The sequence below is a fragment of the Pseudomonas nitroreducens TX1 genome (assembly GCF_000313755.1).
Classification (GTDB): Bacteria; Pseudomonadota; Gammaproteobacteria; order Pseudomonadales; family Pseudomonadaceae; genus Pseudomonas; species Pseudomonas nitroreducens_A.
Genome location: NZ_AMZB01000138.1, coordinates 156,002 through 182,738 on the forward strand (window position 1 = coordinate 156,002; position 26,737 = coordinate 182,738).

Here is a 26,737-nt window from a genome sequence, read left to right on the forward strand (position 1 = left end):
CGAGATGCCGCGCGCCGGCTTACCCAATAATTGCCCCAGAGCCCCTCGGGTAGCGGCAACAGTCGGCTGAACACATTCGCCAGACTGCCACCCTCCATCGCCCGCCGGAGTATCACTACCGCCCCGCAATACTGCGAAAAAGAAAACACCCGACAACAACATCAACGTTGGGGCCGGGCGTTTTTTCAAGATGGGAGGAGCCTTGAAACCGGCCCTATCTCCCGAGCCGCATCATTCCCACTCGATGGTCGCCGGCGGCTTGCTCGACACGTCGTAGGTCACGCGGGAGATACCTTCGATCTCGTTGATGATGCGGTTCGAGACCTTCTCCAGCAGCTCGTACGGCAGGTGCGCCCAGCGAGCGGTCATGAAGTCGATGGTTTCCACGGCGCGCAGGGCGACGACCCAGGCGTAGCGACGGCCATCGCCGACCACGCCGACGGATTTCACCGGCTGGAACACCACGAAGGCCTGGCTGGTCTTGTGGTACCAGTCGAAGTTGCGCAGCTCTTCGATGAAGATGTGGTCCGCGCGACGCAGCAGGTCGGCGTATTCCTTCTTCACCTCGCCGAGGATGCGCACGCCCAGGCCCGGGCCCGGGAACGGGTGGCGATAGACCATGTCGTAGGGCAGGCCCAGTTCCAGGCCGATCTTGCGGACTTCGTCCTTGAACAGCTCGCGCAGCGGCTCGACCAGTTCGAACTGCATGTCCTCCGGCAGGCCGCCGACGTTGTGGTGCGACTTGATCACGTGGGCCTTGCCGGTCTTGGCGCCGGCCGACTCGATCACGTCGGGGTAGATGGTGCCCTGGGCCAGGAACTTCACGTCCTGCAGCTTGGTGGCTTCCTGGTCGAAGACCTCGATGAAGGTCTTGCCGATGATCTTGCGCTTCTGCTCCGGGTCGCTGACACCAGCCAGGCGACCGAGGAACAGCTCTTCGGCGTTGGCGCGAATCACCTTGACGCCCATGTTCTCGGCGAACATGGCCATGACCTGGTCACCCTCGTGCAGGCGCAGCAGGCCGTTGTCGACGAAGACGCAGGTCAGCTGGTCGCCAATGGCCTTGTGCAGCAGCGCCGCGACTACCGAAGAGTCCACACCGCCGGACAGGCCGAGCAGCACCTTGGAGTTGCCGACCTGGGCACGCACGGTGGCGATGGCATCGTTGACGATGTTGGACGGGGTCCACAGGGCTTCGCAGCCGCAGATGTCCAGCACGAAGCGGGAGAGGATACGACCGCCCTGCTTGGTGTGGGTCACTTCCGGGTGGAATTGCACGCCGTAGTAACCGCGGGCATCGTCGGCCATGGCGGCGATCGGGCAGCTCGGAGTGCTGGCGAGGATGTGGAAGCCGGCCGGGATCTCGGTGACCTTGTCGCCGTGGCTCATCCACACGTCGAGGCCGAACACGCCGTCTTCGTCAACGTGATCTTCGATGCCGTCCAGCAGGCGGGCCTTGCCGACCACGTCGACGCGGGCGTAGCCGAACTCGCGCAGGTCAGAGCCCAGCACCTTGCCGCCCATCTGCTCAGCCATGGTCTGCATGCCGTAGCAGATGCCGAACAGCGGCACCTTCAGGTCGAACACGGCCTGCGGCGCGCGCGGGCTGTTGGCTTCGTGCACCGACTCCGGGCCACCGGCCAGGATGATGCCACGCGGGGCGAAGGCGCGAACCTCGTCGTCGCTCATGTCGAACGGATGGATCTCGCAGTACACGCCGATCTCGCGGACGCGGCGGGCGATCAGCTGGGTGTACTGGGAGCCGAAGTCGAGGATCAGGATCCGGTGAGCGTGAATGTCTTGGGCCATGGCCATCTCTCGTAGCGAAATTCTCAAACGACACGGGGCTGTATCAACCAGCCCCGTGTCCTGCAACTTTTAAAAATGGCTTTGCCGCGTCGCGAGCGCAGGACAGGCAAGGCGGGAAAACAGGAGAAAGCGGAGTTTGCTGAAGCAAATGAGCATTTCGACTGTTTTTCCAACGCAGCATGTTCAAGCGCAGCAGCGTCAAAGCCATTTTTTAACCTACGCGGTAATTCGGCGCTTCCTTGGTGATCTGCACATCGTGGACGTGGGACTCGGCCATGCCGGCGCCGGTGATGCGCACGAACTGCGGCTTGGTGCGCATGTCCTGGATATCGGCGCTGCCGGTGTAGCCCATGGCAGCGCGCAGGCCACCCATCAGTTGGTGGACGATGGCGGTCAGCTGGCCCTTGTACGGCACGCGGCCTTCGATGCCTTCGGGCACCAGCTTCTCGGCGCCGGCGGAGGCGTCCTGGAAGTAGCGGTCGGAGGAACCGGTGGAGCCGGCCATGGCGCCCAGGGAGCCCATGCCACGGTAGGACTTGTAGGAACGGCCCTGGAACAGCTCGATCTCGCCCGGAGCCTCTTCGGTACCGGCGAACATCGAACCCATCATCACGCAGTAGGCGCCAGCCACCATGGCCTTGGCCAGGTCGCCGGAGAAGCGGATGCCGCCGTCGGCGATCAGCGGAACGCCGGTGCCTTCCAGGGCTGCGGCGACGTTGGCGATGGCGGAGATCTGCGGCACGCCGACACCTGCGACGATGCGGGTGGTGCAGATGGAGCCCGGGCCGATGCCGACTTTCACGGCGTCGGCGCCGGCGTCAGCCAGCGCCTTGGCGGCTTCGCCGGTGGCGATGTTGCCGCCGATGACCTGCACCTGCGGGAAGGTTTCCTTCACCCAGCGCACGCGGTCGATCACGCCTTTGGAGTGGCCGTGGGCGGTGTCGACGACGACCACGTCAACGCCAGCGGCGACCAGGGCGGAAACACGCTCGCCGGTGTCGGCGCCGGTGCCGACGGCTGCGCCGACGCGCAGGCGACCCAGGTCGTCCTTGGAAGCCAGCGGGTAGGTCTTGGCCTTCTCGATGTCACGGAAGGTCACCAGGCCGGTGAGGCGGAACTTCTCGTCCACCACCAGCATCTTCTCGATGCGGTTCTCGTAGAGGGCCGCCTTGATTTCTTCCAGGGCAGTGCCTTCACGGGCGGTGACCAGCTTGTCCTTCGGGGTCATGATCGCGGAAACGCTGTCGCCGACGTTCGGCTTCACGCGCAGGTCGCGGCCGGTGACGATGCCGACCAGCTCACCCTCTTCCACCACCGGGAAGCCGGAGAAGCCGTACTCGCGGGCGATCTGCAGCAGCTCGATGATCTTGGTCGACGGGGTCACGGTGACCGGGTCGCGAACGATGGCAGTCTCGTGCTTCTTGACCTTGCGGACCTCGGCGGCCTGCTGCTCGATGCTCATGTTCTTGTGGATGATGCCGATGCCGCCTTCCTGCGCCATGGCGATGGCCAGGCGGGCTTCGGTCACGGTATCCATCGCGGCGGACACCAGCGGGATGTTCAGTTCGATGCCACGGGTCAGACGAGTCTTGAGACTCACGTCCTTGGGCAGGACTTCCGAATAACCTGGGATCAGGAGGACGTCGTCGAAAGTGAGGGCTTCTTGGCTGATGCGCAGCATGGCGGGGGCTCCCGATCGGGAAAAATGGAAGCGCGGCATTATATCTCAGTCAGGGGGTCCGGCTCAACGCAACCGGACGATCTGAATGAAGCATTCATGGACCTCGTGCGCTGGCCCCTGTCCGCGGGCGCGCTTATCATCCTTCGCCATGCAGAATGATCCCTTCCAACGGCTGGGCCTCGACCGCGAGGTTCTGACCGTCAGCCAGCTCAACCAGCGCGCCCGCCACTTGCTGGAGGACGTGTTCCCACAGGTGTGGGTCGAAGGCGAGATCTCCAACCTCGCCCGTCCCGCGTCCGGCCACCTGTACTTCACCTTGAAGGACAGCAACGCCCAGGTGCGCTGCGCGCTGTTCCGGCAGAACGCCCTGCGCGTACGCCAGGCCCTGCGCGACGGCCTGGCCGTGCGGGTGCGCGGCAAGGTCTCGCTGTTCGAGGGGCGCGGCGACTACCAGTTGATTGCCGATGCGGTCGAACCGGCCGGTGATGGCGCATTGCGCCTGGCCTTCGAGGCCTTGAAGGAAAAGCTCGCCGCCGAAGGTCTGTTCGCCGCCGAACGCAAGCAGCAACTGCCCGCCCATCCCCGGCGCATCGGCATCGTCAGCTCGCCCACTGGCGCGGTGATCCGCGACATCATCAGCGTGTTCCGCCGCCGTGCGCCGCAGGTCGAGCTCACCCTGATCCCTACTGCGGTGCAAGGTCGCGAGGCCATCGGACAGATCGTCCGCGCGCTGAAGCTGGCCGACGCACATGGCTTCGACGCGCTGATCCTGGCCCGTGGCGGCGGCTCGCTGGAGGACCTCTGGTGCTTCAACGAGGAGCCGGTAGCCCGCGCCATCGCCGCCTGCGTGACCCCCATCGTGAGCGCCGTGGGCCATGAGACCGACGTATCCATCAGCGATTTCGTCGCCGACGTGCGCGCGCCCACGCCCTCGGCGGCCGCCGAGCTGCTGGCGCCTCACAGCGGCGACCTGCAGCAGCGCCTGGACGGCCTGCGCCGCCGGCTGATCCTGCGCATCCAGGACCGCCTGACCCGCGAGCGCCTGCGCCTGGAAGGCTGCGCCCGGCGCCTGCGCCACCCCGGCGAACGCCTGCGCCAGCAGTCCCAGCGCCTGGACGACCTGGACATGCGCCTGCGCCGTGCCTTCGAGCGCCAGCTGCACATGCGCCAGGAACGCGTCGCACGGTTGGACACCCGCCTTGCCGCACAGCACCCCGGCCGCACTCTGGCGCTGCTGCGCCAGCGCCTGGAAAACCTCAGCGCCCGCCTGCCCCGCGCCACCAACGCGATCCTGCGTGAGCAGCGACAGCGCCTGGACGGCCTGATGCAGACGCTGCACATCGTCAGTCCGCTGGCGACGCTGGGGCGCGGCTACAGCATCCTCCTGGACGACAAGGGCCAGGCCATCCGCAGCGCCGCGCAGACGAAGAACGGCCAGCGCCTCAAGGCCAAGCTGGGCGACGGCGAACTGGAAGTCCGCGTGGAGGACAACCACCAGGCGCCCGTCACCCTTTCCCTGTTGGATTGATTGCCGATGACCGACCTGCTCGCGCCGATCCTGCCGCAACCCGATCCGGACTGGGCTGAAGCCTTCCGTGTGCCCATCGTCGAGTGCAACCAGCCGTTGCAGGCGCTGGGCATCGCCACCGCCTTCGCGGTGTGGCCGGCGTATCACCGCCTGGGCGTGCCGAACGCGCAGCCGGAGTGCTACGCGCGCACGGGAGTCTTCGATCGCCTGCTGCATGCCGCGAACCTGTTGCCGGACGGCATCCGCCTGGTGATCCTCGATGCCTGGCGGCCCTTCGCGGTGCAGCAACACCTGTACGACACGCTCTACGACATCCTTCATCAGCACGAACCGGACGCCGATCCCCGCGAGCTGACCCGGCGCACCCGCGAATTCGTCGCGCCTCCCAGCACCCGCGCCGAATCGCCCAGTCCGCACCTCACCGGCGGAGCCATCGACCTGACCCTGTGCGACGGCGAAGGCCGCTGGCTGGACATGGGCAGCCTGTTCGACGAGGCCACACCACGCTCCTACACCCGCCATTACGAAGAGATCGCCGCGCCGGACGAAGCCCAGCGGAAAATCCGCGACAACCGCCGAGTGCTGTTCAATGCCATGAGCGCAGCGGGCTTCAGCAACCTGTCCAGCGAGTGGTGGCATTACGATTACGGCGACCAGTTGTGGGCGGCGCATCTGGGCAAGCCGCACGCCATCTATGGGCCGGCGCAGGTCCAGTCACTGGAACAGCTGTGGCGCCAGCAGTTGGAAGGGCTGCGTCGGTAGCGCTGGACTTCCCTTCTCCCCCGCCCTCTCCCTGAAGGGAGAGGGCGCTATCCGTGCCGGCTGACACTGCGGTTTCAGTCGGCACCGAACCAGTCCCCTCTCCCTTCAGGGAGAGGGTTAGGGAGAGGGAAAATCAAGGCACTATCTATCAGAAGAAATCAGTTGCTCCTACGGTCAAGTTCGGCGCCACCTGGCGCTGGCCGTATGGCGACTCACTCCAGCGCGTCATAGGTCCCGCGAATTGCCCGCTGTGCCGAACCATCGCGCTTTCGACAAAATCGCCCCGCCCAGCCGAAAGGCCCGTGTAGACTGCCCGCTTCATCCGCCGTCATGTCCACGGATAGCGCCATGTTCCGATTCTGCTGCCTGCTACTCGCCTCCCTTGTCACCCTCCCCGCCCACGCAGAAGGCTTCATCAGCCGCACGCTGAACAAGCCGGTGCCCGGCGGTGTCGCCGTGGTGCAGCTGGGCCAGGATGCCGCCGTCCCCGCCGCCACCTTCCAGGGCAAACCGGTGCTGGTGGTAAAGGAGGAAGGCCGCGACTGGATCGCCATCGTCGGCATTCCGCTGGCCACCAAGGCCGGCGCCCAGCAGATCGTCGTCAAGCAGGCCGGCGCCAGCCGCAACCTCGGTTTCAGCGTGGGCAGCAAGCACTACAAGGAACAGCGCATCACCCTGAAGAACACCCGCCAGGTGAACCCGCTGCCCGAAGACCTCAAGCGCATCAATCGCGAGCTGGCGGAGCAGACGGCCGCCTACCGCAGCTTCAGCCCCGGCACGCCGAGCAACCTGGTGCTGGACAAGCCGGTCAACGGCCCGCTTTCCAGTCCCTTCGGCCTGCGCCGCTTCTTCAACGGCGAGGAGCGCAATCCGCACTCCGGGCTGGACTTCGCCGTGCCCGCCGGCACCCCGATCAAGTCGCCGGCCGCCGGCAAGGTCATCCTGATCGGCAACTACTTCTTCAACGGCAACACCGTGTTCGTCGACCATGGCCAGGGCTTCATCAGCATGTTCTGCCACATGTCGAAGATCGACGTGAAGCTGGGTGAGCAGGTCCCGCGCGGTGGCGTGGTCGGCCGTGTCGGCGCCACCGGTCGCGCCACCGGGCCGCACATGCACTGGAACGTCAGCCTGAACGACGCCCGCGTCGATCCGGCGATCTTCATCGGCGCCTTCAAGCCCTGATGCGGCTTCGTTTCGATGGGCGCAGTGCGCTCTTCACGCTGCTCGGGTTCGTCGTGCTCGTCTGGCTGGCCACGGCCGGGGCGAACCTCGGCTGGATGCGCGGTTTCGGCGGCGACGTGCTGGCGGTGATCTGGCTGTATTGCCTGCTGCGCGCCGCGCTGGATGCGCCGGCGCACTGGCTGGCAGGTGCGGCATTGGCCTGCGGCTTGATCATCGAGCTCGGCCAGTACCTCGCGGCGACCTTCCACTGGCAGATCGGCAGTCGCGCACTGCGCATCGTGCTCGGCGCCACGCCGGATTGGCTCGACGTACTGGCCTACTGCATCGGCTTCGCGCTGATACTTGCGGCGCGTCAGGCGCGCACGGCACTCAGGCCAGCGGGTAGCTGAAGAACAGCGCCATTTCCCCGGGCAGCACTTGCGCCGGGTCATAGAGGTCGGTGGACAGCCCACTCAGGGCGAAGCCACGGGAGCGGTAGAAGCCCACCGCCGGCAGGTTGAGGTTCTGGGTTTCCAACCACAGGTGGCGCGCCTCGGTGCCGCGCGCCCAGTCCAGGCAGCCTTCCAGTAGTTGCGCGCCGACGCCCTGGCCGCGCGCGTCGGCGAGGACGAACAGGTCGTCCAATACCGCGCGGCGATTCCAGATTTCATAGCGGGCGATGGCGAAGCCCAGGCGCTCGCCTTCCTCATCGACGACCACGGCGGTCCAGTCGGCCGCCGTGACATCATCCTTCAAGTCGGCAAAGGGGTAGCGCTTGGTCTGCGTCTCGGCCAGGCGCTCCTCGCGCAGGATGAAACCATCGGCAGCGCTCTCGATACGCAGGATCGAGTCGCTCGAGTAGCTGCCGTCGAAACCCAGCAGCCACTCGCCGTCTTGCGCCCACACCAGCGGGCGCAGGAGCCGATCGCTCATCACTCGTGGTTCATGCCGTGCATGTCGTGGCCCATGTCGGTGCCCTTCGGGGCTTCCTTCTGGACCGCGACCTCGACCTTCACGTCACCGGCCTTCTGGAAGTGCAGCGTCAGCAGAAAGCGCTCACCATCGGCGAGCGGCTTCTTCAGGCCGAACAGCATCAGGTGGTACTGGCCGGGCGCGAAGACGACCTTGCCGCCGGCGGGGATGTCCACGCCTTCGACCTTCTGCATTTTCATCATGCCGTCCTTCTCCACGTGCTGGTGAACCTCGGCGCTGGCGGCGCGCTCGGTGTCGGCGCCGAGCAGGCGGTCTGCCGACTGGCCGTGGTTCTGTACGATGAAGTAAGCGGCGCCGTTCACCGAGTTGGCCGGCAGCAGCAGCGACCAGGGGTGGTCGATGTGCAGGTTGCCGGCCTCGTATTCGTGGGCCATGGCGGCGCCGGAGAAGCCCAGCAGCACAGCGAAAGCGAGCAGGGTTTTACGCATGTTCGAGACTCCAGTTGGCTTGTGATCAGGTCCGCCACAGCGGCGGTCATTCATCGGGCCGCGGGCGCAACGATCGCGCCGCAGCATAGCCTGCCTCGCGGCAGGCGTCAGGTTGGAACCGCTATGCATCAGCCCAGCGCCGGGCTGCGCGGTTTGATCCGCGACAGCACCGCCCAGTCCAGCGCCCAGACCAGCAGCAGCGAGGCACCCACCAGCGGGAAGGCGACGCCGAGGAGGATCATGATCGCCACCCCGCCTTTCCATACCGGCAGCGCATGGGGCATCGGCGGCACGCCGAGGCGCCCCTGCGGGCGACGCTTCCACCAGATCCACAGGCCGCTGACCGCGCTGAGCAGGATCATCAGGCAGACGCCGAGCATGAGCAGCTGGTTGAACAGGCCGAACATCTTGCCTTCGTGCAGCATCACCCCGGATTCGACCCCCTTGGCTACCAGCCCGTAGTCCTTCCAGCGCACGTCGGCGAGTACCTTGCCGGTGTACTGGTCGATGTGCAGGGTGGCGTCATTGCGCGAGTCGTCGGCGAATACCGAGACAGTGAACACACCCTGCTCGCCCTTGGGCAGCGCAACGGCGTAGCCCGGCACCACGCCGGCCTGGTCGGCAGTGTCGACCACCTGCTGCAGGCTGATCTGCGGCATCGCCATGCCGCCGGAGCCATGGGCCATGTGCTCGGCGTGGGCGCCGCCGGACATCGGCATCGGCGTGTTTTCCATGGCCCAGGGAATGGTCTGGCGGTGCGCTTCGTTGAGCGTGCGCGCCTCCAGGTCCGACTTGGGCACCTCGTTCCACATGGGCGCGGGGAAGCGATTCCACACGTCCGCAAAGGACTTGCCCCAGAAGCCGGTCCAGGTCATGCCGGTGAGCAGCATGAACAGCATCAGCAGCGACCCCCAGAAGCCGACGACCACGTGCACCTCACGCCACAGCGCACGGCCACGACGCGACAGGTCCGGCCACAGCAGCACGCGCAGCGAGCGCTGGCGCGGCCACCACAGGTACAGGCCGGAGACCACCAGCACGATGCCCCAGCCGGCGGCCAGTTCGATCAGTCGGTCACCGACGGTGCCGATCATCAGCTCGCCGTGCAGCGCGCGAGCCATGGCCTGCAGGTTGGACTTGGCGTCCTGCACACCGAGCAGCTTGCCGCTGTACGGGTCAACGAAGGCGTTCACCTCTCGCCCATCCAGCTGGGCTACGAACTGCGCACTGCGGTCGGCAGCCGGCGCCGGCAGGTACTGGCTGACCTGCAACCGCGGGCTCTGGTGATGCAGGTGCATCAGTTGCTCGTCGGCGGACAGCCGCACCTCGCCTGGCCTCACCGTCAGCAGGTCGCTGTACATCAGCGGGTCGAGCTGAGGCTTGAACAGATAGATGATCCCGGTGAGCGACAGCAGGATCATGAAGGGCGCGACGAACAGCCCGGCATAGAAGTGCCAGCGCCAGGCCAGGTTGTAGAAATCGAATGTCTTCTTCTGCATTCGTTGATCTCCTCACGCAAGGAGGCCCCCGGCGGGCGGGGGCCGGTATCAGGGTCTGATGGTGCTTCGACGTGAGCCGCGTTGCCGCGTCAAATCACGCCAGGCTAGGCACGGGGCGCAGGAAATGGTCATTCCCTTTTCAAGTCCCGTAACGACGCATGGCGTGATTTGACGCGCAACCCGAAGGGACGAGCCGAGTTTTGCGCAGCGCTGCGTTACTCGTCGTTCATTTGGAATGACCAAACCACTCTCCTCGCGCCTTGCCCTGCGCAAAACTCGGCTCCGTCGCGGCCACGGCGAAGCACCATCAGACCCTGCGCTTAGAACGCGAAGTCCACTTTGGTCCAGAACGTACGGCCCGGCTCGTGGATCGATTCAGGGTCGTTGGCCGGATAGCCGAAGCCGGCGTTGCCCGCCAGGTTCAGGTGTTCGGCGTAGTCCTTGTCGAACAGGTTGTCGACGCCGGTGCTGACCTTGAGGTTCTTGCTCAGCTTGTACGCGCCGTTGAGCGAGAACACCGCGAAGCCGGGGCTTTCGTCGAAGTCGTAGCCGACCACGTTGCCCTGGTTCTCGGCGATCCGGCCCTGGTGCGCAACCACGCGCCAGAGTCCGCCGGCGCTCCAGTCACCTTCCTCGTAGGTCAGGCCGAAACGCGCCTCCAGCGGCGGCATCTGCGGCAGCGCAGTGTCGTCGGTGGTGTTCTTGCCCCAGGCGTAGGCCAGGGTGCCGTCGGCGGTCCAGTTGCTGGTCAGCGCATAGGCCGCACCCAGTTCGCCGCCCATGACGCGGGCATCGACGTTCCGCGCCTGGGACGTGCGGCCCATCATGCCGCCGGGCAGGTAATCGAACAGGATGTAGTCGCGGATCACGCCGACGTAGCCCGACGCCCAGGCCTTGAGCTTCTCGTCCTCGTACTGCGCGCCGAAGTCCAGCTGGGTGGTTTTCTCCGGCTTGATGCTGTCGAAGGCGTTGACCGAGCCGGTCGGACCCTTGTCCGGAGAGAACAGCTCCCAGTAATCGGGGAAGCGCTGCACGTGGCCGAGGCCGACGTAAAGGGTGGTCGGCGTTTCCGCCAGGTCGTGCTCGTAGCGGGCGAAGCCGCTGGGCAGGGTGTCGGCGCGGGTGTCGTCGGCAGTGGGGTTGGGCATCGCCATCATCCCCGAGCCGCTGCTCTGCCGGTAATCCTTGACCGAGGCGCGGTCCAGGCGCGCACCGGTGATCACGCGGTCGCGCTCGGCGGCGTACCAGGTCAGCTCACCAAAGGCCCCGTAGTTGTGGAACACGGCGTCCTTGTCCCACGGCTGCTCGTCATAGGTATTGATGCCCATGCCGCTGCGTTCGCGGTGCTCGTTGGTCTGTGCATCGACGCCGGTGATCAGCTTGAAGTCGTCCCAGCGCCAGGTGGTGGCCAGTCGTCCGCCGAGGGTGCGGCGGTCGACGTTGGAGGCCATGGGCCCGGCCATCATGCCCATGCCCGAGGGCGTGCGCAGGCTGTAGTTGTCCATCACGTGGTCGGCGTAGTTGTAGTAGACCTGCGCCTCCAGCTTGTCGAGCACCTCGCCGAGGTTGGACTTCTCGAAGCGCAGGCCCAGGCTTTCGCGCTTGAACTGCGAGCCGTCCATGCCGCGCCCGGCATAGCGCGCCTCGCCGTCGCCCTTGCCGGCAGTGAGCTCGACCAGGGTGTCGGCGTCCGGCGTCCAGCCCACCGCCACGTCGCCGTTCCACTTGTTCCAGCGCGAGGGCACGGTGTTGCCGCTGCCGTCTTGGTAGTCGTCGGACTGCGATTTGTTGCCGGTGACGCGCACGTAGCCCAGCGGCCCGCCAGCGGCGGCGTCCAGCACGCGGTCGAAGCGACCGTTGGAGCCGGCGGTGAGGCTGCCGTTGACGCGCATGCCCAGCTCGCCGAAGCGCTCCGGCTCGCGGTCGAAACGGATGGTCCCGGCCGAGGCACCGGGGCCCCAGATCACGGTCTCCGGGCCCTTGACCACGGTGAGCTTGTCGAAGGTTTCCGGCGAGATATAGGAAGTCGGCGCGTCCATCCGCGCCGGGCAGGCGCCGAGCATGGTGGTGCCGTTGGTGTGGATGTTCAGGCGAGAGCCGAACATCCCGCGCAGCACTGGATCGCCGTTGGTGCCGCCGTTACGGATGGCGGAGAAGCCGGGAATGGTCTTGAGGTAGTCGGCGCCGTCGCTGGCAGGGATCGGCTGGCGTGGCTGCCTGGGGTCGGTGACCACGGTCAGCGGCGAACTCTGCGCCACGGCGGTGATGACGCTGGGGGCCAGTTCGGCAACCGACGCGTTAGGAGCGTGCGCCGAGTGATCGTCTTCCTCGGCCAGCACCGGGACGGCAGTGAAACCGCCAAGGGCGGTCAGCGCGCACAGGGCGCGCAGGCCGGCGGCACTCTGCCGACGGCGCATAGGGATACGGGACATTCCATGAATTCCATGATCGGTGATGACGCCCCGCTCCGCGCGTACTCACACGGCGCGCAGGCCAATGCAGGCCTTAGCGCCGGGGTCGGGGAGTCGGGATTGCAGGTCAGCCGATCAGGATCGGAGGTGCGCGGGAGCGGGCGCCGGGGAAGACCGGCGAGGCGGGAATGCGGGATGCAACGAAAAGGGCGACAGGCGTGCCGAGGGCGGACAGGCCGTGATCGAGGACGACCGGCGGCGGTGTCAGCGGTGGACTGTGGATAAGCAGGCTGCAGTAGCCGCACTTCTCCATGAAGGCATCGGCGGTGAGCGGCTGCTCGCCGTGGGAAACAGGGGTCGCATGATGGCCCGCGGCGCGCTGGCCGTCGGAGCAGGCCATGTCGTCCATGCCGGCCATGTCGTGGGACATGGCCTTGCCGTGCCCCATGGCGGTGCCACGCTCCATCGGCATGACGTGATCCATGGGCATGGCGTGATCCATCGGCATCGACTGGGAAACCAGCGGGCCGACATAGATCATCAGCATGGCGAACAACGCCAGCCAGGTGCCTACGCCTTGTCGAGTACGACGGATCACGAAATGTCCTTGCGGATGGAAGGTCCCCGCCTGAAGCGGGTGCGCAATGATCGCATGGAGTGATAAAGCTCCGCTGCGGCACGAAGACGCAGAATCAGTTAAGCACAGCGATAAGCTTCAGGAAAAATTGCTGAAACACTCTTTTTTTGACAATAAATTTTCCAGAAACTCAACAGAACGACTATTTCTACCAATTTTCCCCAAATGCTTGCCATTGATCTCCCAGGCCTTTAGCTTGGCACTCATGAAAACCGCACACACCCTCATCCTGCTTCGCCAACACGCCTGCCTGCGCCTGGTCAGCCCGCGACTGCGTAGCTGAGCCCCCTTCCCCGGTTTCGCCTCATTCAGTTTTTTATGCGCAGGCCCGCAGGCCGCAGAGAACAAGGATTTCGCTCATGAGCATGTTGAAAGACCCGTCGAAGAAATACCGCGCCTTCACCCAGATCACCCTGCCCGACCGTACCTGGCCGGACAAGATCATCGACAAGGCGCCGATCTGGCTGTCCACCGACCTGCGCGACGGCAACCAGTCACTGATCGAGCCGATGGACGCCGAGAAGAAGATGCGCTTCTTCAAGTGCCTGGTTCAGGTCGGCCTGAAGGAAATCGAAGTGGGCTTCCCGTCCGCCTCGCAGACCGACTTCGACTTCGTTCGCGAGCTGATCGAGGGCGGCCACATTCCCGACGACGTCACCATCCAGGTACTGACCCAGGCCCGCGACGACCTCATCGAGCGAACCTTCGAGTCCCTCAAAGGCGCGAAGAAGGCCATCGTCCACTACTACAACGCCTGCGCCCCGAGCTTCCGCAAGATCGTCTTCAACCAGGACAAGGCTGGCGTGAAAGCCATCGCCGTGGCCGCCGGCCAGACCATCAAGCGCCTGGCTGCCGCCGCGCCGGAAACCCAGTGGGGCTTCGAGTACTCGCCCGAAGTGTTCAGCTCCACCGAGACCGACTTCGCCGTCGAGGTGTGCAACGCGGTGATCGACGTGTTCCAGCCGACCCCGGCGAACCGCCTGATCCTCAACCTGCCCGCCACCGTCGAGTGCGCCACCCCGAACAACTACGCCGACCAGATCGAGTGGTTCGGCCGCCAGATCAACAAGCGCGACAGCGTGCTGATCAGCCTGCACACCCACAACGACCGTGGCACCGGCGTCGCCGCGTCGGAACTGGCCCTGATGGCCGGCGCCGACCGCGTCGAAGGCTGCCTGTTCGGCAATGGCGAGCGCACCGGCAACCTGTGCCTGGTGACCATGGCGCTGAACATGTACACCCAGGGCATCGATCCTGAGCTGGACTTCTCCGACATCGACGCCGTGCGCAAGGTGGTGGAAGAGTGCAACCAGATTCCGGTGCACCCGCGTCACCCGTACGTCGGCGACCTGGTCCACACCGCATTCTCCGGCTCCCACCAGGACGCCATCCGCAAGGGCTTCGCCCAGCAGAAGGAAGACGCCGTGTGGGAAGTGCCGTACCTGCCGATCGACCCGGCGGACATCGGCCGCAGCTACGAGGCCGTGATCCGTGTGAACAGCCAGTCCGGCAAGGGCGGCATCACCTTCCTGCTCGAGCAGGAATACGGCATCAGCCTGCCGCGCCGCATGCAGATCGAGTTCAGCCAGGTGGTGCAGAACGAGACCGACCGCCTCGGCCTGGAGATGACCGCCGAGCAGATCTACACCCTGCTGCAGACCGAGTACCTGCAGGCCGTTTCCCCGTTCGGCCTGAAGAACTATCGCCTGCAGGAAGAGAACGGCGTCTGCGCCATCGACATCGACGTGACCCACAAGGGCGAGCAGCACCGCTGGCACGGCAAGGGCAAGGGCACCCTGGAAGCCCTGGTCGCCTCGCTGCCGGTAGACGTCGAGATCATGGACTACAACGAGCACGCCATCGGCGCCGGCACCAATGCCCGCGCGGCCGCCTATATCGAACTGCGTGTCGAGGGTGGTCGTTCGCTGCATGGCATCGGCATCGATGAAAACATCACCACCGCGAGCTTCCGTGCGCTGTTCAGTGCGCTGAACCGTGCGGTGACGCTGGGCCACGCGAAAGCCGCATAAGCCTGGTAACCTGAAGTCCCTTTGCCCCGGACGCCTCGTGCGTCCGGGGCCGTTTTCGAAGGAGCGAAAACATGACCGCACCGCAGGACAATCCCTTCCAGACGCCCGCTGCGCCACTGCAGGACAACTCCAGCGCCGCTCCCGGCGAGCCACTCTTTCGCCTGGCCGCTGCCGGCATCGCCACCTTCTTCGGCACGCCCATCGCCGGAAGCTGGGTGATCGCGCAGAACCTCAAGCGCCTGAACCGCCCTCAGGAAGTGCAAAAAGCCTGGTTGGTCGGCATCGGTATCACCGTGCTGATCTTCATCCTTTCCTGGTTCCTGCCGGACAATTTCCCCGCCGCGCCGATCAACATTGCCGCAGTCTTTGCCATGCACCAGTACGCCAAGCAGAACACCGCCGATGCGCTCGATCGGCACGCCGCGGCCGGGGGCAGCTACCTCTCCAACTGGCGCGCCTTCGGTGTCAGCCTGCTGTTCCTGATCGTCATCATGGCAGTGGTCTTCGGCGCTGCCTTCGTCCTGGCCCTGACCGGCAACGCCTGAAACCCTGGCGCGCCCTCCGCCTAAAGATTCCCCCTATTCCCCTAGGGGGAAGTCTCCGCAATGCTGGTACTCGCCCCGATTACCGCTGCCTCTTCCCTTCCCTAGTCTTGCCTGCACTGCCGTGAAAGCGGCAGCCAAACCAAAAACCGTGTCACGCAATCAGACACTTTCGGCCGCCCCTGCCTTGCGTACAGAGGCGCCCGGTTACCTACAACAACAACGAGCTCGACGTGCTTGGCCATCTGCCTTCACCCGCTTCAGGAGCCAGTAACCGTGAACCCGCAATCCCCACACCCGCAATCCGTCCGTAATTCGCGTTATTCCTGGTACGTCGTCGTGCTGTGCATGGTGGCCTACATCTTTTCCTTCGTAGACCGGCAGATCCTTTCGCTGATGATCGAGCCGATCAAGGCCGACCTGCAGATCACCGATACCCAGTTCAGCCTGCTCAGCGGGCTGGCGTTCTCGCTGTTCTACGCCTTCATGGGGCTGCCCATCGCCTATCTCGCCGACCGATCCTCGCGGGTGAAGATCATCGCCATCGGCGTGGCCTTCTGGAGCATCGCCACCGCCGCGTGCGGGCTGTCGAAGAACTTCCTGCAGATGTTCCTCGCGCGCATGAGCGTGGGCGTCGGCGAGGCCGCGCTGACGCCGGCAACCTACTCGATGCTCGCCGACCTGTTCCCCAAGGAGAAACTCGGCCGCGCGCTTGGGCTGTACTCCATGGGAGCCTTCCTCGGCGGCGGCCTGGCATTCCTGGTCGGTGGCTACGTGATCGAGGCCCTGCGCGACGTGCCGGCCATCGACCTGGGCTGGCTGGGTCAGTTGCGTTCCTGGCAGATCGCATTCTTCATCGTCGGCTTGCCCGGCGTGCTGGTGGCGCTGCTGATTGCGCTGACCATCCGTGATCCGGCGCGCAAGGTGGCGAACCCGGAGCACAAGGCGACCATCGGCGAGGGCCTGCGCTTCCTGCGCCGCCACCGTGCAACCTTCACCTGCCACTACCTGGGCTTCTCGTTCTTCGCCATGTGCCAGTACGCGCTGATGGGCTGGGCGCCGGCCATGTACATCCGCCAGTACGGCCTGACGCCGCTGGAGGTGGGTTACATCCTCGGCAGCATCCTGCTGGTGCTCAACACTGCCGGCGTGTTCTGCGCCGGCTGGCTGGTGGACGTGTTGCAGAAGCGCGGGCGCAGCGACGCGGCGATGATCAGCGGCATGCTCGGCGTCGCCTGCACCATTCCCTTCGTCATCGGTGCGGTGACCGCCGGCAGCCTGCAACTCTCCGTGCTGATGATGGGCCCGGCGATGTTCTTCTGCGCCTTCTGCATCTCCACCTCGGCGGCCGCGATGCAGGTGCTCACGCCCAACCGCCTGCGGGCGCAGGTGTCGGCGCTGTTCCTGCTGGTCTCCAACCTGATCGGCCTGGGCGTCGGCACCACGCTGGTGGCGCTGCTCACCGACCAGCACTTCAAGGACCCGAAGGCGGTCGGTTCCTCCATCGGCATCATCGTCACCCTCGCCGGGTTGCTCTGCCTGTGGCTGCTGGGAAGCGGGCGCAAGCACTTCCGCCGCAGCCTGGGCCAGGAGCAGACGACCCCGCCTGCCGCACCACCGCTGGATAGCGCCGCCGTCGCGAACTGATCGCGCCCGCCCGACAAGACGCAAGTCCGTTCGCCGACATTGAGCCCCGCGCCCGGCGAACAGTGCCCAGGAGATGACGATGTTCCGTAATCGCTTTGCCGGTGTGCTGCTGTGCAGCGCGCTGATGCCCCTCTGCGCCCAGGCCGACCTGATCGACGACAGCCGCCTGGACACCACCCTGCGCAACTTCTACATGCTGCGCGACTACCGCCAGGACAACGCCCCGCAATCCCAGGCCGGCAGTTGGTCCCAGGCGGTGCTCGCTCGGTTCAGCTCCGGCTTCACCGAAGGCACCATCGGTGTCGGTGTGGATTTCACCGGTTTCTACGCCCTGAAGCTCGACGGCGGCGCTGGCACCAGCAACGACAGCAACCTGCCCTATGACCGCTCGACCGGCGAGCCGGTGGACGACTTCAGCCGTGGTGGCGCCACGCTCAAGCTGCGCTATTCGAAGACCACGCTGAAGGTCGGTCTGCTGGAGCCGCGTCTGCCAGTGATCTTCCAGGACGATGTGCGCGTACTGCCGCAGACCTTTCAGGGCGTGATGCTGGAGTCGAAGGAGTCGGAGCGCTTCAAGTTCACTGCGGCCCAGTTGTGGAACACCAGCACCCGCGCCTCCAGCGATCGCGAGTCGTTCTACCTCGCCACTCGAACCGCCAGCCAGGACAGCAACAAGCTGAACCTGGGCGGCGTCGACGCGCAGTGGACGCCGGGGCTGTCCAGCAGCTACTACTTCGCCCAACTCGAGGACATCTATGACCAACACTATGTGGGAGCCAACTTCAAACAGCCGGTCGGGGAGAACACCGCGCTGCTCGGCACCCTGAGTTATTTCCACAACGAGGAATCCGGGCAGGCGTTGTCCGGTCGTATCGACAACCGCGCCTACGGGGCGCGGCTGGGCGTGAAGCACGGCGGCCACACGCTGTCGGCCACCTACCAGCGCATGCTGGGCGAGGACATGTTCCCCATGCTGCTGGGCAATACGCCGCAGCCCTACCTGGTCAACTGGGTCACCAACGGCGGGTTCTTCTGGGCACAGGAGCGCTCCTACCAGCTGCGCTACGACTACGACTTCGCCCGCCTCGGCCTGCCGGGCCTGACCCTGATGACGCGCTACACCAAGGGCACCGACATCGCGCGACCGGGCAAGAGCGATGGCCACGAGTACGAGCGCGATACGGATGTCGGCTACACCCTCCAGAGCGGGCCGCTGAAGGCGCTGTCGTTCCTCCTGCGGACCTCCACGGTGCGCAGCAGCTACGCCAGCGACTATGACGAGGTGCGCTTCATCACCTGCTATCCGCTGGCGTTCTGACCCATGAAAAAGGCCCTCGCGGGGCCTTTTGCAGTTACTCGTCGTCGCCGCTGGCGGCGACTGCACCCAGGCAGCAGAGTCGGTGCTGCTGGTCGCCAGACTGCAACAGCCAGGTCTCGTCTTCGGCCTGGTAGCTGGCCTCCATCACCTGGTTGTAGCTGAAGCGCCATTCGCGGCGATCACGGCCGTCGATGGACTCGATCTGCAGCACTACGTCTTCGCTGGCGAAAGGCTGGTCGGCGTGGGCGGCGGCGTCGGCCTGGTCCAGCAATGCCTCGTTGAGCTCGAACTGCCAGGCGTGCAGACCGTCGATCAAAAGCATGTCGGCGGTTTCCAGCTGGTCCAGCAGGTAGGGAGTCGTGGTCATGGCGGGCACTCGGCAATAGGGCTGGCCGCCATGATAGACCAGCTGGCGCGCCACTGCCGGTCATTCCGCCCGGCGACCGCAGGGACGGCGTCTACACTGAGCTTTTCCGCACAGCCCCAGGAGCCAAAGCAGATGCGTACTCGCGAACTCGGCCAGTCCGGCCTGAAGATTCCCGCGCTGGTATTCGGCGGCAACGTGTTCGGCTGGGCCGCCGACGAGGCGACCTCGTTCCGCCTGCTGGACGCACTGGTCGACGCCGGGCTCAACTGCATCGACACCGCCGACGTTTACTCACGCTGGGTCCCCGGCCATGAAGGCGGCGAATCAGAAATCCTCATCGGCAAATGGTTGAAGAAGACTGGCAAGCGCAACCAGGTGATCATCGCCACCAAGGTCGGCATGGACATGGGCAACGGCCACAAGGGGCTGTCGGCGGTGTATATCGAGCAAGCGCTGGCGCGCTCGCTCAAGCGTCTGCAAACCGACTGCATCGACCTCTACCAATCGCACTGCGACGACCCGCATACCTCCATGGAAGAGACCATGGGGGCCTTCGCCGAAGCCGTGGAAACCGGCAAGGTGCGGGTGATTGGCGCGTCGAACCTGGAGGCCAGGCGCCTGCGCGAAGCACGTGAAGTGTGCGAGCGCCTGAAACTGCCGAACTACCAGAGCCTGCAGCCCAACTACAACCTCTACGACCGCGCCAACTACGAGACCAATCTGGAGCCGACGGTGCAGCAACTGGGGCTGGGCGTCATCAGCTTCTATTCGCTGGCGGCAGGCTTCCTCACCGGCAAGTACCGCAGCGAGACGGACCTGGGCAAGAGCAGCGTGCGCGGCTACAAGGTGAAGAACTTCATGAACGAGCGCGGCTTCGCCATTATCGATGCGCTGGAGGAAGTGGCTGGCGATCTCAACGCGACGCCGACGCAGGTCGCCCTGGCCTGGCTGATGGCCCGCCCGAGCATCACCGCACCGATTGCCAGTGCGTCGAAGCTGGAGCAGTTGCCGGACCTGATCGCGGCGGTCGACCTGAAGCTCGGTGACGAGGCGATCCAGCGGTTGAATACCGCCAGCGCGTATTGAAGGACGGGGCGACCTGTAGGAGCGAGCTTGCTCGCGAACACTTCAACGCTTGAGATGGGTGGTTCGCGAGCAAGCTCGCTCCTACAAAAGCATCAGGCTTTCGAAGGAGCGGACTTCGTCCGCGATTGCCATCCGGTCAACGTCGGATCTCGAACTCGTCCGCATCGAGATAGGCCGGGAAACGTTCGCGGTAGGCCGCCAGCTCCGCCGCGCCCAGGGTGATCTGGAACACCCCGTCGGCATTGCCGGCCGCCAGCAGGCTGTCACCCTGGAAGTCGAGCACCTGGCTGTCGCCGGAATAGGCGTGGCCCTTGCCGTCTTCACCGACGCGGTTGACCGCCGCGACATAACAGAGGTTTTCGATGGCCCTTGCCGGCAGCAGGCGGTTCCAGTGCTGGCGGCGCGCGGCCGGCCAGTTGGCGGTGTAGAGCAACAGGTCGGTGCCCTGGGCATCGCGGCTCCACACCGGGAAGCGCAGGTCGTAACAGACCAGCGGGCGGATTCGCCAGCCTTTCCACTCGAGCAGCACCTGCTGCTCGCCCGCCGTGTAATGCTGGTGCTCGCCAGCCATGCGGAACAGATGGCGCTTGTCATAGTGCTGCACTTCGCCATCCGGGCGCGCCCAGAGCAGGCGGTTGCGATGGCTACCGTCGGCAGCGCGGATGATCACGCTGCCGCAGACCACGGCGTCGAGCCTCGACGCCTGCGCACGCAGCCAGGCATAGGTCGCGCCCTCCTCCGCTTCGGCCAGCGTCTCGGAGTCCATGGAGAAACCGGTGGTGAACATCTCCGGCAGGATCACCACGTCCGCGCCGCGGGCACTCTCCAGCAGCGCCTCGAAGCGTTCGCGGTTGGCCTTCGCGTCGTGCCAGACCAGGGTGGTCTGCACCAGCGCAAGCTTGAGGTCGGGAAGTTGGCTCAGATCGCGCATAGGCGTTCCGCTGCCTGGCGCAGCGTCTCCTCTTTCTTGGCAAAGCAGAAGCGCACCAGGCGCATGTCCGCCGGGGCCTGCTGGTAGAACACCGAGACCGGGATCGCGGCCACGCCGTGCTCGGTGGTCAGCCATTCGGACATGGCGACGTCATTGAGGTCAGGGCGGATCGCCGAGTAATCGACCACCTGGAAGTAGGTGCCGGCGGCACGCTGGAAGGTGAAGCGCGAGCCTTCCAGCAGGTCGCAGAACAGGTCGCGCTTGGCCTGGTAGAAGCCTGGCAACTCGCGCAGGTGCTCGGGGTGCGCGGCCATGAAGTCGGCCAGCGCCCACTGCAGCGGGGTCACGCCGCAGAAGTTCACGTACTGGTGAATCTTGCGCATCTCCGCCGACAACGCCGGCGGCGCCACCACGTAGCCGGTCTTCCAGCCGGTGACGTGGTAGGTCTTGCCGAAGGAACTGATGACGAAGGCGCGCGGATACAACTCGTCATGGGCCAGCACACTGGCGTGTTGTACGCCGTCGTAGATCAGGTGCTCGTAAACCTCGTCGCTGATCAGGTAGATTTCGCGATCGCGGATCAGTTCGGCCAGGCGATCCAGGTCGGCACGGTCGATCAGCGCACCGCTGGGGTTGTGCGGGCTATTGAGGAAGATCAGGCGCGTGCGCGGGGTGATGGCATCTGCCAGACGTTGCCAGTCGATGCGGAAGTCCGGCTGGCTCAGCGCAACGTGTACGCAACGGCCACCGGCCAGTTCCACCGAAGGCTCATAGCTGTCGTAGCAGGGGTCGAGAACGATGGCTTCGTCGCCAGTACGGATCAGCGCCTGCACCGCGCAGAAAATACCTTCGGTCGCCCCGGGAACGATGGTCACCTCGGCGTCGGCGCTGACCGTGCGGCCATAGAAGCTGGCGACCTTGGCCGCGACCTGTTCGCGCAGAGCCGGCAGACCGGTCATCGGGCTGTACTGGTTGTGCCCGGCCATGACGTGGCGGGCGACCGCTTCGAGCAGCGGCGCGGGAGCCGGAAAGTCCGGGAAGCCCTGGGAAAGATTCAGCGCGGCGCTTTGCGCGGCGAGCTGGGACATGCGGGTGAAGATGGTGGTGCCGACATTCGGCAGTTTGCTGGTAAGCATGGCGTGACTACAGGCTGCAGGCAATGAGAGGGAAGTCCCTACTCTATCGCCTGCGGCTTGCGGTCTAAAGCCTGACAGACGTTATTTACGTTTGTCCTTCTTCTTCTTCTCCGCCTTCTTGTGGTGCGACATCAGGCGGCGCTTCTTGTTGACCTGGCGATCGGTGAGCTGGGTCTTCTTGCCCTCGAATGGGTTGTCACCGCCCTTGTACTCGATGCGGATCGGCGTACCGACCAGCTTCAGCACGCGGCGGAAGGTCTTCTCCAGGTAACGGGTATAGGCCTTGGGCACCGCATCCACCTGGTTGCCGTGGATAACGATCAGCGGCGGGTTGGCGCCGCCCAGGTGCGCATAGCGCAGCTTGATGCGGCGGCCGTTGACCATCGGCGGCTGGTGGACCTGGATGGCGTCCTCGAGGATCTGCGTGAGCTTGCTGGTGGGCCAGCGCGTCACGGCGGAACGGAAGGAGTCCTGCACCGACTTGTACAGGTGGCCAACGCCAGTGCCGTGCAGCGCGGAGATGAAGTGGATATCGGCGAAGTCGGCGAACATCAGCCGGCGCTCGAGTTCGGTCTTCACGTACTCGCGCTCGGCCGACTCCATACCGTCCCACTTGTTCAGCGCGATGACCAGCGCACGGCCGGTCTCCAGCACGAAACCGAGCAGGTTGAGGTCGTGTTCGACCACGCCTTCGCGGGCGTCCATGACGAAGATGACCACGTTGGCGTCCTGGATCGCCTGCAGGGTCTTCACCACGGAGAACTTTTCCACCGCTTCGAAGATCTTGCCGCGACGGCGCACGCCGGCGGTGTCGATCAGGGTGTACTTCTCTTCGTTGCGCTCGAAGGGGATGTAGATGCTGTCGCGGGTGGTGCCGGCCTGGTCGTAGACGATCACGCGCTCTTCACCGAGCATGCGGTTGACCAGGGTGGACTTGCCGACGTTGGGGCGACCGATGATGGCGATCTTGATGCCATCCTTCTCGCTCGGGCCGGGGATGCGCTTGGCTTCCTCGCCCTCGGCGACTTCTTCCAGTTCGCCGGGCAGGTCGTTGTCCTCCGGTGCCTCGGGCTCCGGAGCGAACATCTCGCCCAGGGCTTCCTGCAGCATCTGGGTGATGCCACGGCCGTGGGCGGCGGCGATCGGGATCGCGTGGCCCAGGGCCAGGGGGCTGAACTCGGCGCGGGCGATATCCGGGTCGACGGTGTCGACCTTGTTCGCCACCAGGTAGGTGCGCTTGTTCTTCTTGCGAAGGTGGTCGGCGATCATCTCGTCGGCGGCGGTGAGGCCAGCGCGGGAATCGACCATGAACAGGACGGCATCGGCCTCTTCGATGGCCTGCAGCGACTGCTCGGCCATCTTGGCGTCGATACCCTCTTCGTCACCGGAGATACCACCGGTATCGATAACGATGAATTTCTTGCCCTGCCACTTGGCCTCGCCGTACTGGCGGTCGCGGGTCAGACCTGCGTACTCGGCGACGATGGCGTCACGGGTGCGGGTCAGGCGGTTGAACAGGGTGGACTTGCCGACGTTCGGGCGGCCCACCAGGGCTATTACGGGAACCATGCGGCTCTCCAGGAAATTTCAGATTTTCAGAAAACACGACGGCCGCTGCCGTTTTTCACGGCAGCGGCCGGCAGTAACACTCAGCTTAGCGAATCGTGTAGGCGACCAGCTTGCCGCTGTTGCCGAACACGTACATCCAGCTGCCAACTACCAGCGGGCGAACCCGCACGCCGTCACCGTCGACCTTCTCGCGGCCAACGAAACGACCGTCCACCTGGCTCAGCAGGTGCACGTAACCTTCCAGGTCACCGACAACCACGTTGCTCGACAGCACGGCCGGAGCAGACAGCTGGCGGCGAGCCAGGGCGTCGTTGCTCCACAGCGAGGACGAACCACGGGAATCGAGGCTTTCCACAGTGCCGCTGGACTGGCTGATGAACACGCTGCCAGTACCTTCGGCGACGCCGACGTAGCTGGAAGCTTCACGCTGCCAAAGCACACGACCAGTACTTACATCCAGCGCCGCAGCACGGCCCTGATAGCTGGCGACATAGAGAACGTTGTCGACCAGCAACAGGCCGCCATCGATATCGACGACGCGGTCGAGCTCGGAACGGCCTTGCGAAATCGCAACGCGCGCTTCCCAGACCGGCAGGCCACGCTCGACGTCCACGGCAACGACCTTGCCGCTGGCCAGGCCGGCCAGGGCCAGGCGGCCCGCGATCAGCGGAGCGCCAGTACCGCGCAGAGTCAGTACCGGTACGGTGCCTTCGTAGATCCAGCGCTGGTTGCCGGTGGAAGCATCGAAACCGATCAGCTTGTCGTCCTGGGTCTGCACCACCACCACGTCACCGTTGGTGGCCGGGGCGGCCAGTACTTCGCTGGTGACCTTGGCGCGCCACTTCTGTTCGCCGGAACCTGCGTCCAGGGCGATCACGTCGCCACGCAGGGTGCCCAACAGGACCATGCCGCTGCCCACGCCGACGGCGCCGGAGATCGGCAGGTCGAGGTCTTTCTTCCACAGCACTTCGCCGGTTTCGCGCTGCATGGCCATGACGCGGCCTTCGGCGGACGCGGCATAGATGGTCTGGCCATCCACGGCGGGCTCGAGCAGGTTGTACAGGTCGCCCTGGCCATCACCCACGGAACGGCTCCACTGTTTCTCCAGGCGGACCTCTTCCTTGAAATCGGTCAGCTCGGCTGGCGGCAGTTCTTTCTTGCTATTGCTGCTGCAACCCACAGCCATCAAAGTCAGTGCCAGCAGTGCAACGTGTTTCCAACGCAACATCTCAGGCGTCTCCCTTGGCCAGGTCGTCGAGTTTCATCTGCAGGGCGCCGACGGCGGCGTCTTCGGGCAGGGCAGCCTTGGCCTTTTCGTAGGCGACACGGGCGTCGTCATTACGCTTGAGCTGCAGCAGCAGGTCGCCACGCAGTTCTTCGCGGGTGGCGACGTAGGCCTTGTCGACATTGCCGTCGAGCAGCTTGAGGCCGTCTTCGGCCTTGCCCTGGGCAGCCAGGACACGGGCCAGACGCTGACGGGCCAGCTCGCCAAGCGTGGCGTCCACCGGCTTGTCGACGATGGCCTTGAGCTCCAGAGCGGCATCATCCAGCTTGCCGCTGTCCACCGCTACCTTGGCGACGAACAGGCGGCCGTACTGGGCGTACGGAGTGCCGGCGTAGTCGGTGGTCAGCTTGTTGGCCAGCTCGGCGACCTTGGCGGTGTCGGGCTTGCCGGTGGGGTTCAGCGCAGTTTCCAGCAGGTTCTGGTAAATGATGGAAGCGCCCTGGGACTGATTGGTCTGGTACTTCTTCCAGGCCTGCCAGCCGAACACCACGATCAGCGCCAGCGCGGCACCAGTCAGCAGGGGCATGCCGTTGCGCTGCCACCAGTCCTTGATGTCAGCCAGCTGTTCTTCTTCGGTACGGTTACTCACCCCAATACTCCTATCCGCTCGATTCAGGCCTGCTTGAGGCAGGCAGCCAGGTGCTCGGGCAGAGCATCCCAGGCGATATTCTGTTGTTCGCCCTCGCCACGCAGGGGCTTGAAACCTACCACGCGGTTGGCCAGTTCGTCGTCACCCAGAATCATTGCGAACTGTGCGCCGCTCTTGTCGGCCTTCTTGAACTGGCTCTTGAAGCTGCCGGCGCCGGCGTTGACCAGCAGACGCAGGTCGGGAATGGCCTCACGCAGCTTTTCAGCCAGGGTCAGCGCAGCCAGCTCAGCCGGCTCCCCGAAGGCGCAGACATAGAGGTCAGCCGGGCGATTGAGCTCGGCGGGCACCACGCCCAGGGTTTCCAGCAGCAGCACCAGACGCTCGACGCCCATGGCGAAGCCCACGCCCGGAGTCGGCTTGCCGCCGAACTGGCTGACCAGGCCGTCGTAGCGGCCCCCGCCGCAGACGGTGCCCTGGGCGCCGAGCTTGTCGGTGACCCATTCGAAAGCGGTGCGGCAGTAATAGTCCAGGCCGCGCACCAGCTTCTGGTTGATTTCATAGCGCAGGCCGACCGCATCCAGGCGGGCCTTGAGGCCCTCGAAGTGGGCGATCGATTCCTCGTCCAGGTAGTCGTGCAGGCTCGGCGCGCCGACCAGCAGGGCCTGGGTGCTCTCGACCTTGCTGTCGAGGATGCGCAGCGGATTGGTGGTCATGCGGCGCTGGCTGTCTTCGTCCAACTGCTCGAAGCGTTCCTGCAGGTAGGCCACCAAGTCATCGCGATAGCGTGCACGCGCTTCGCTGGAACCCAGGGTGTTCAGCTGCAGGGTCACGGCGTCGGCCATGCCCAGCTTCTGCCACAGGCGCCAGGTGAGGATGATCAGCTCGGCATCGATGTCCGGGCCGGGCAGGTTGAAGACTTCCACGCCGATCTGGTGGAACTGGCGATAGCGGCCCTTCTGCGGCTTTTCGTAGCGGAACATCGGGCCGGTGTACCACAGCTTCTGTACCTGGCCGCCGCCCGACAGGCCATGCTCCAGCACAGCGCGCACGCAGCCCGCGGTGCCTTCCGGACGCATGGTCAGGGATTCGCCGTTGCGGTCGAGGAAGGTGTACATCTCCTTGTCGACCACGTCGGTGCCTTCGCCGATGCCGCGGGCGAAGAGCTCGGTGAATTCGAGGATCGGCAGACGGATCTCGCTGTAGCCGTAGCTGTCCAGCAGGCCGGCGAAGGTGCGCTCCAGGTAGCGCCAGGCCGGGGTCTGGTCCGGCAGGATGTCGTTCATGCCACGGATGGCTTGCAGGGACTTGCTCACTTAGGATCCTTG

23 protein-coding genes are annotated in these 26,737 nt (G+C 65.2%); 9 read left to right on the forward strand and 14 right to left on the reverse strand.

Annotated features, from left to right (window positions below):
- Positions 1 to 231: 231 nt before the first annotated feature.
- Both guaA and guaB read right to left on the reverse strand, forming a co-directional pair.
- Positions 232 to 1,809: a glutamine-hydrolyzing GMP synthase gene (guaA, locus tag C167_RS0131295; protein ID WP_017522260.1), complete on the reverse strand. Its 1,578-nt coding sequence runs from the start codon at positions 1,807 to 1,809 to the stop codon at positions 232 to 234.
- Positions 1,810 to 2,020: 211 nt separating this feature from the next.
- Complete coding sequence (gene guaB / locus C167_RS0131300) at positions 2,021 to 3,490, reverse strand: IMP dehydrogenase (protein WP_017522261.1); 1,470 nt, start codon at positions 3,488 to 3,490, stop codon at positions 2,021 to 2,023.
- 148 nt (positions 3,491 to 3,638) lie between these two features.
- Here guaB and xseA point away from each other — a divergent pair, with 148 nt between their 5' ends.
- The 4 genes from xseA (at position 3,639) to C167_RS0131320 (ending at position 7,354) form a co-directional block, all read left to right on the forward strand.
- Positions 3,639 to 5,018: an exodeoxyribonuclease VII large subunit gene (gene xseA, locus C167_RS0131305; RefSeq protein ID WP_017522262.1), complete on the forward strand. Its 1,380-nt coding sequence runs from the start codon at positions 3,639 to 3,641 to the stop codon at positions 5,016 to 5,018.
- Positions 5,019 to 5,024: 6 nt separating this feature from the next.
- Positions 5,025 to 5,780, forward strand: a complete 756-nt coding sequence (locus C167_RS0131310) for a M15 family metallopeptidase (RefSeq protein ID WP_017522263.1) — start codon at positions 5,025 to 5,027, stop codon at positions 5,778 to 5,780.
- A 348-nt stretch (positions 5,781 to 6,128) separates the two neighbouring features.
- Complete coding sequence (locus C167_RS0131315; protein WP_017522264.1) at positions 6,129 to 6,965, forward strand: M23 family metallopeptidase; 837 nt, start codon at positions 6,129 to 6,131, stop codon at positions 6,963 to 6,965.
- A gap of 53 nt (positions 6,966 to 7,018) precedes the next feature.
- Positions 7,019 to 7,354 carry a DUF2809 domain-containing protein gene (locus C167_RS0131320; RefSeq protein ID WP_235154368.1) on the forward strand — a complete coding sequence of 112 codons (336 nt, stop codon included), beginning with the start codon at positions 7,019 to 7,021 and terminating at the stop codon, positions 7,352 to 7,354.
- On the opposite strand, the gene C167_RS0131325 is transcribed toward C167_RS0131320, so the two are convergent.
- From C167_RS0131325 to C167_RS0131345, 5 genes are all read right to left on the reverse strand, one after another.
- Positions 7,335 to 7,877, reverse strand: coding sequence for a GNAT family N-acetyltransferase (locus tag C167_RS0131325; protein WP_017522266.1), 543 nt, complete (start codon positions 7,875 to 7,877; stop codon positions 7,335 to 7,337). The two genes, C167_RS0131320 and C167_RS0131325, sit on opposite strands and share 20 nt — an antisense overlap.
- Entirely contained in the window at positions 7,877 to 8,365 is a 489-nt protein-coding gene (locus C167_RS0131330) for a copper chaperone PCu(A)C (RefSeq protein WP_017522267.1), read from the reverse strand. The genes C167_RS0131325 and C167_RS0131330 overlap by 1 nt, the downstream gene beginning before the upstream one ends.
- A 128-nt stretch (positions 8,366 to 8,493) precedes the next feature.
- Complete coding sequence (locus tag C167_RS0131335; RefSeq protein WP_017522268.1) at positions 8,494 to 9,864, reverse strand: PepSY-associated TM helix domain-containing protein; 1,371 nt, start codon at positions 9,862 to 9,864, stop codon at positions 8,494 to 8,496.
- 320 nt (positions 9,865 to 10,184) lie between these two features.
- Positions 10,185 to 12,296, reverse strand: a complete 2,112-nt coding sequence (locus C167_RS0131340; protein WP_026079404.1) for a TonB-dependent copper receptor — start codon at positions 12,294 to 12,296, stop codon at positions 10,185 to 10,187.
- 106 nt (positions 12,297 to 12,402) lie between these two features.
- On the reverse strand, positions 12,403 to 12,873 hold the full coding sequence (locus tag C167_RS0131345) for a DUF2946 domain-containing protein (protein ID WP_017522270.1): 471 nt from the start codon (positions 12,871 to 12,873) through the stop codon (positions 12,403 to 12,405).
- A 398-nt stretch (positions 12,874 to 13,271) separates the two neighbouring features.
- Here C167_RS0131345 and leuA point away from each other — a divergent pair, with 398 nt between their 5' ends.
- The 4 genes from leuA to C167_RS0131365 all read left to right on the forward strand — a co-directional run bounded on the left by leuA (position 13,272) and on the right by C167_RS0131365 (position 18,449).
- Entirely contained in the window at positions 13,272 to 14,942 is a 1,671-nt protein-coding gene (leuA, locus tag C167_RS0131350; protein WP_017522271.1) for a 2-isopropylmalate synthase, read from the forward strand.
- A gap of 71 nt (positions 14,943 to 15,013) precedes the next feature.
- The gene (locus C167_RS33150; RefSeq protein ID WP_017522272.1) at positions 15,014 to 15,487 is read left to right on the forward strand and encodes a hypothetical protein; all 474 of its coding nucleotides are present in this window, start codon (positions 15,014 to 15,016) and stop codon (positions 15,485 to 15,487) included.
- Between the two features lie 273 nt (positions 15,488 to 15,760).
- Entirely contained in the window at positions 15,761 to 17,131 is a 1,371-nt protein-coding gene (locus tag C167_RS0131360) for a spinster family MFS transporter (RefSeq protein ID WP_017522273.1), read from the forward strand.
- A gap of 79 nt (positions 17,132 to 17,210) precedes the next feature.
- Complete coding sequence (locus C167_RS0131365; protein ID WP_017522274.1) at positions 17,211 to 18,449, forward strand: OprD family porin; 1,239 nt, start codon at positions 17,211 to 17,213, stop codon at positions 18,447 to 18,449.
- 34 nt (positions 18,450 to 18,483) lie between these two features.
- On the opposite strand, the gene C167_RS0131370 is transcribed toward C167_RS0131365, so the two are convergent.
- Complete coding sequence (locus C167_RS0131370; RefSeq protein WP_026079405.1) at positions 18,484 to 18,816, reverse strand: DUF5629 family protein; 333 nt, start codon at positions 18,814 to 18,816, stop codon at positions 18,484 to 18,486.
- Positions 18,817 to 18,948: 132 nt separating this feature from the next.
- Between C167_RS0131370 and C167_RS0131375 the strand changes: the two genes are divergently transcribed.
- Positions 18,949 to 19,902 carry an aldo/keto reductase gene (locus C167_RS0131375; RefSeq protein ID WP_017522276.1) on the forward strand — a complete coding sequence of 318 codons (954 nt, stop codon included), beginning with the start codon at positions 18,949 to 18,951 and terminating at the stop codon, positions 19,900 to 19,902.
- Positions 19,903 to 20,038: 136 nt separating this feature from the next.
- Here the strand turns inward: C167_RS0131375 and C167_RS0131380 are convergent, their stop codons facing one another.
- From C167_RS0131380 to hisS, 6 genes are all read right to left on the reverse strand, one after another.
- Positions 20,039 to 20,833, reverse strand: a complete 795-nt coding sequence (locus C167_RS0131380; protein WP_017522277.1) for an amidohydrolase — start codon at positions 20,831 to 20,833, stop codon at positions 20,039 to 20,041.
- Positions 20,821 to 21,969, reverse strand: a complete 1,149-nt coding sequence (locus C167_RS0131385; RefSeq protein WP_017522278.1) for a pyridoxal phosphate-dependent aminotransferase — start codon at positions 21,967 to 21,969, stop codon at positions 20,821 to 20,823. Before C167_RS0131385 ends, C167_RS0131380 begins: the two co-directional genes overlap by 13 nt.
- Positions 21,970 to 22,050: 81 nt before the next feature.
- Positions 22,051 to 23,538: a ribosome biogenesis GTPase Der gene (gene der / locus C167_RS0131390; protein WP_017522279.1), complete on the reverse strand. Its 1,488-nt coding sequence runs from the start codon at positions 23,536 to 23,538 to the stop codon at positions 22,051 to 22,053.
- A gap of 85 nt (positions 23,539 to 23,623) precedes the next feature.
- A complete protein-coding gene (gene bamB / locus C167_RS0131395; protein ID WP_017522280.1) occupies positions 23,624 to 24,766 on the reverse strand; it encodes an outer membrane protein assembly factor BamB in 1,143 nt (380 codons plus the stop codon).
- A 1-nt stretch (position 24,767) separates the two neighbouring features.
- Positions 24,768 to 25,412 (reverse strand): YfgM family protein, encoded by a 645-nt coding sequence (locus tag C167_RS0131400; RefSeq protein ID WP_017522281.1) that lies wholly within the window; start codon positions 25,410 to 25,412, stop codon positions 24,768 to 24,770.
- 23 nt (positions 25,413 to 25,435) lie between these two features.
- Complete coding sequence (hisS, locus tag C167_RS0131405; RefSeq protein WP_017522282.1) at positions 25,436 to 26,725, reverse strand: histidine--tRNA ligase; 1,290 nt, start codon at positions 26,723 to 26,725, stop codon at positions 25,436 to 25,438.
- Positions 26,726 to 26,737 lie beyond the last annotated feature (12 nt).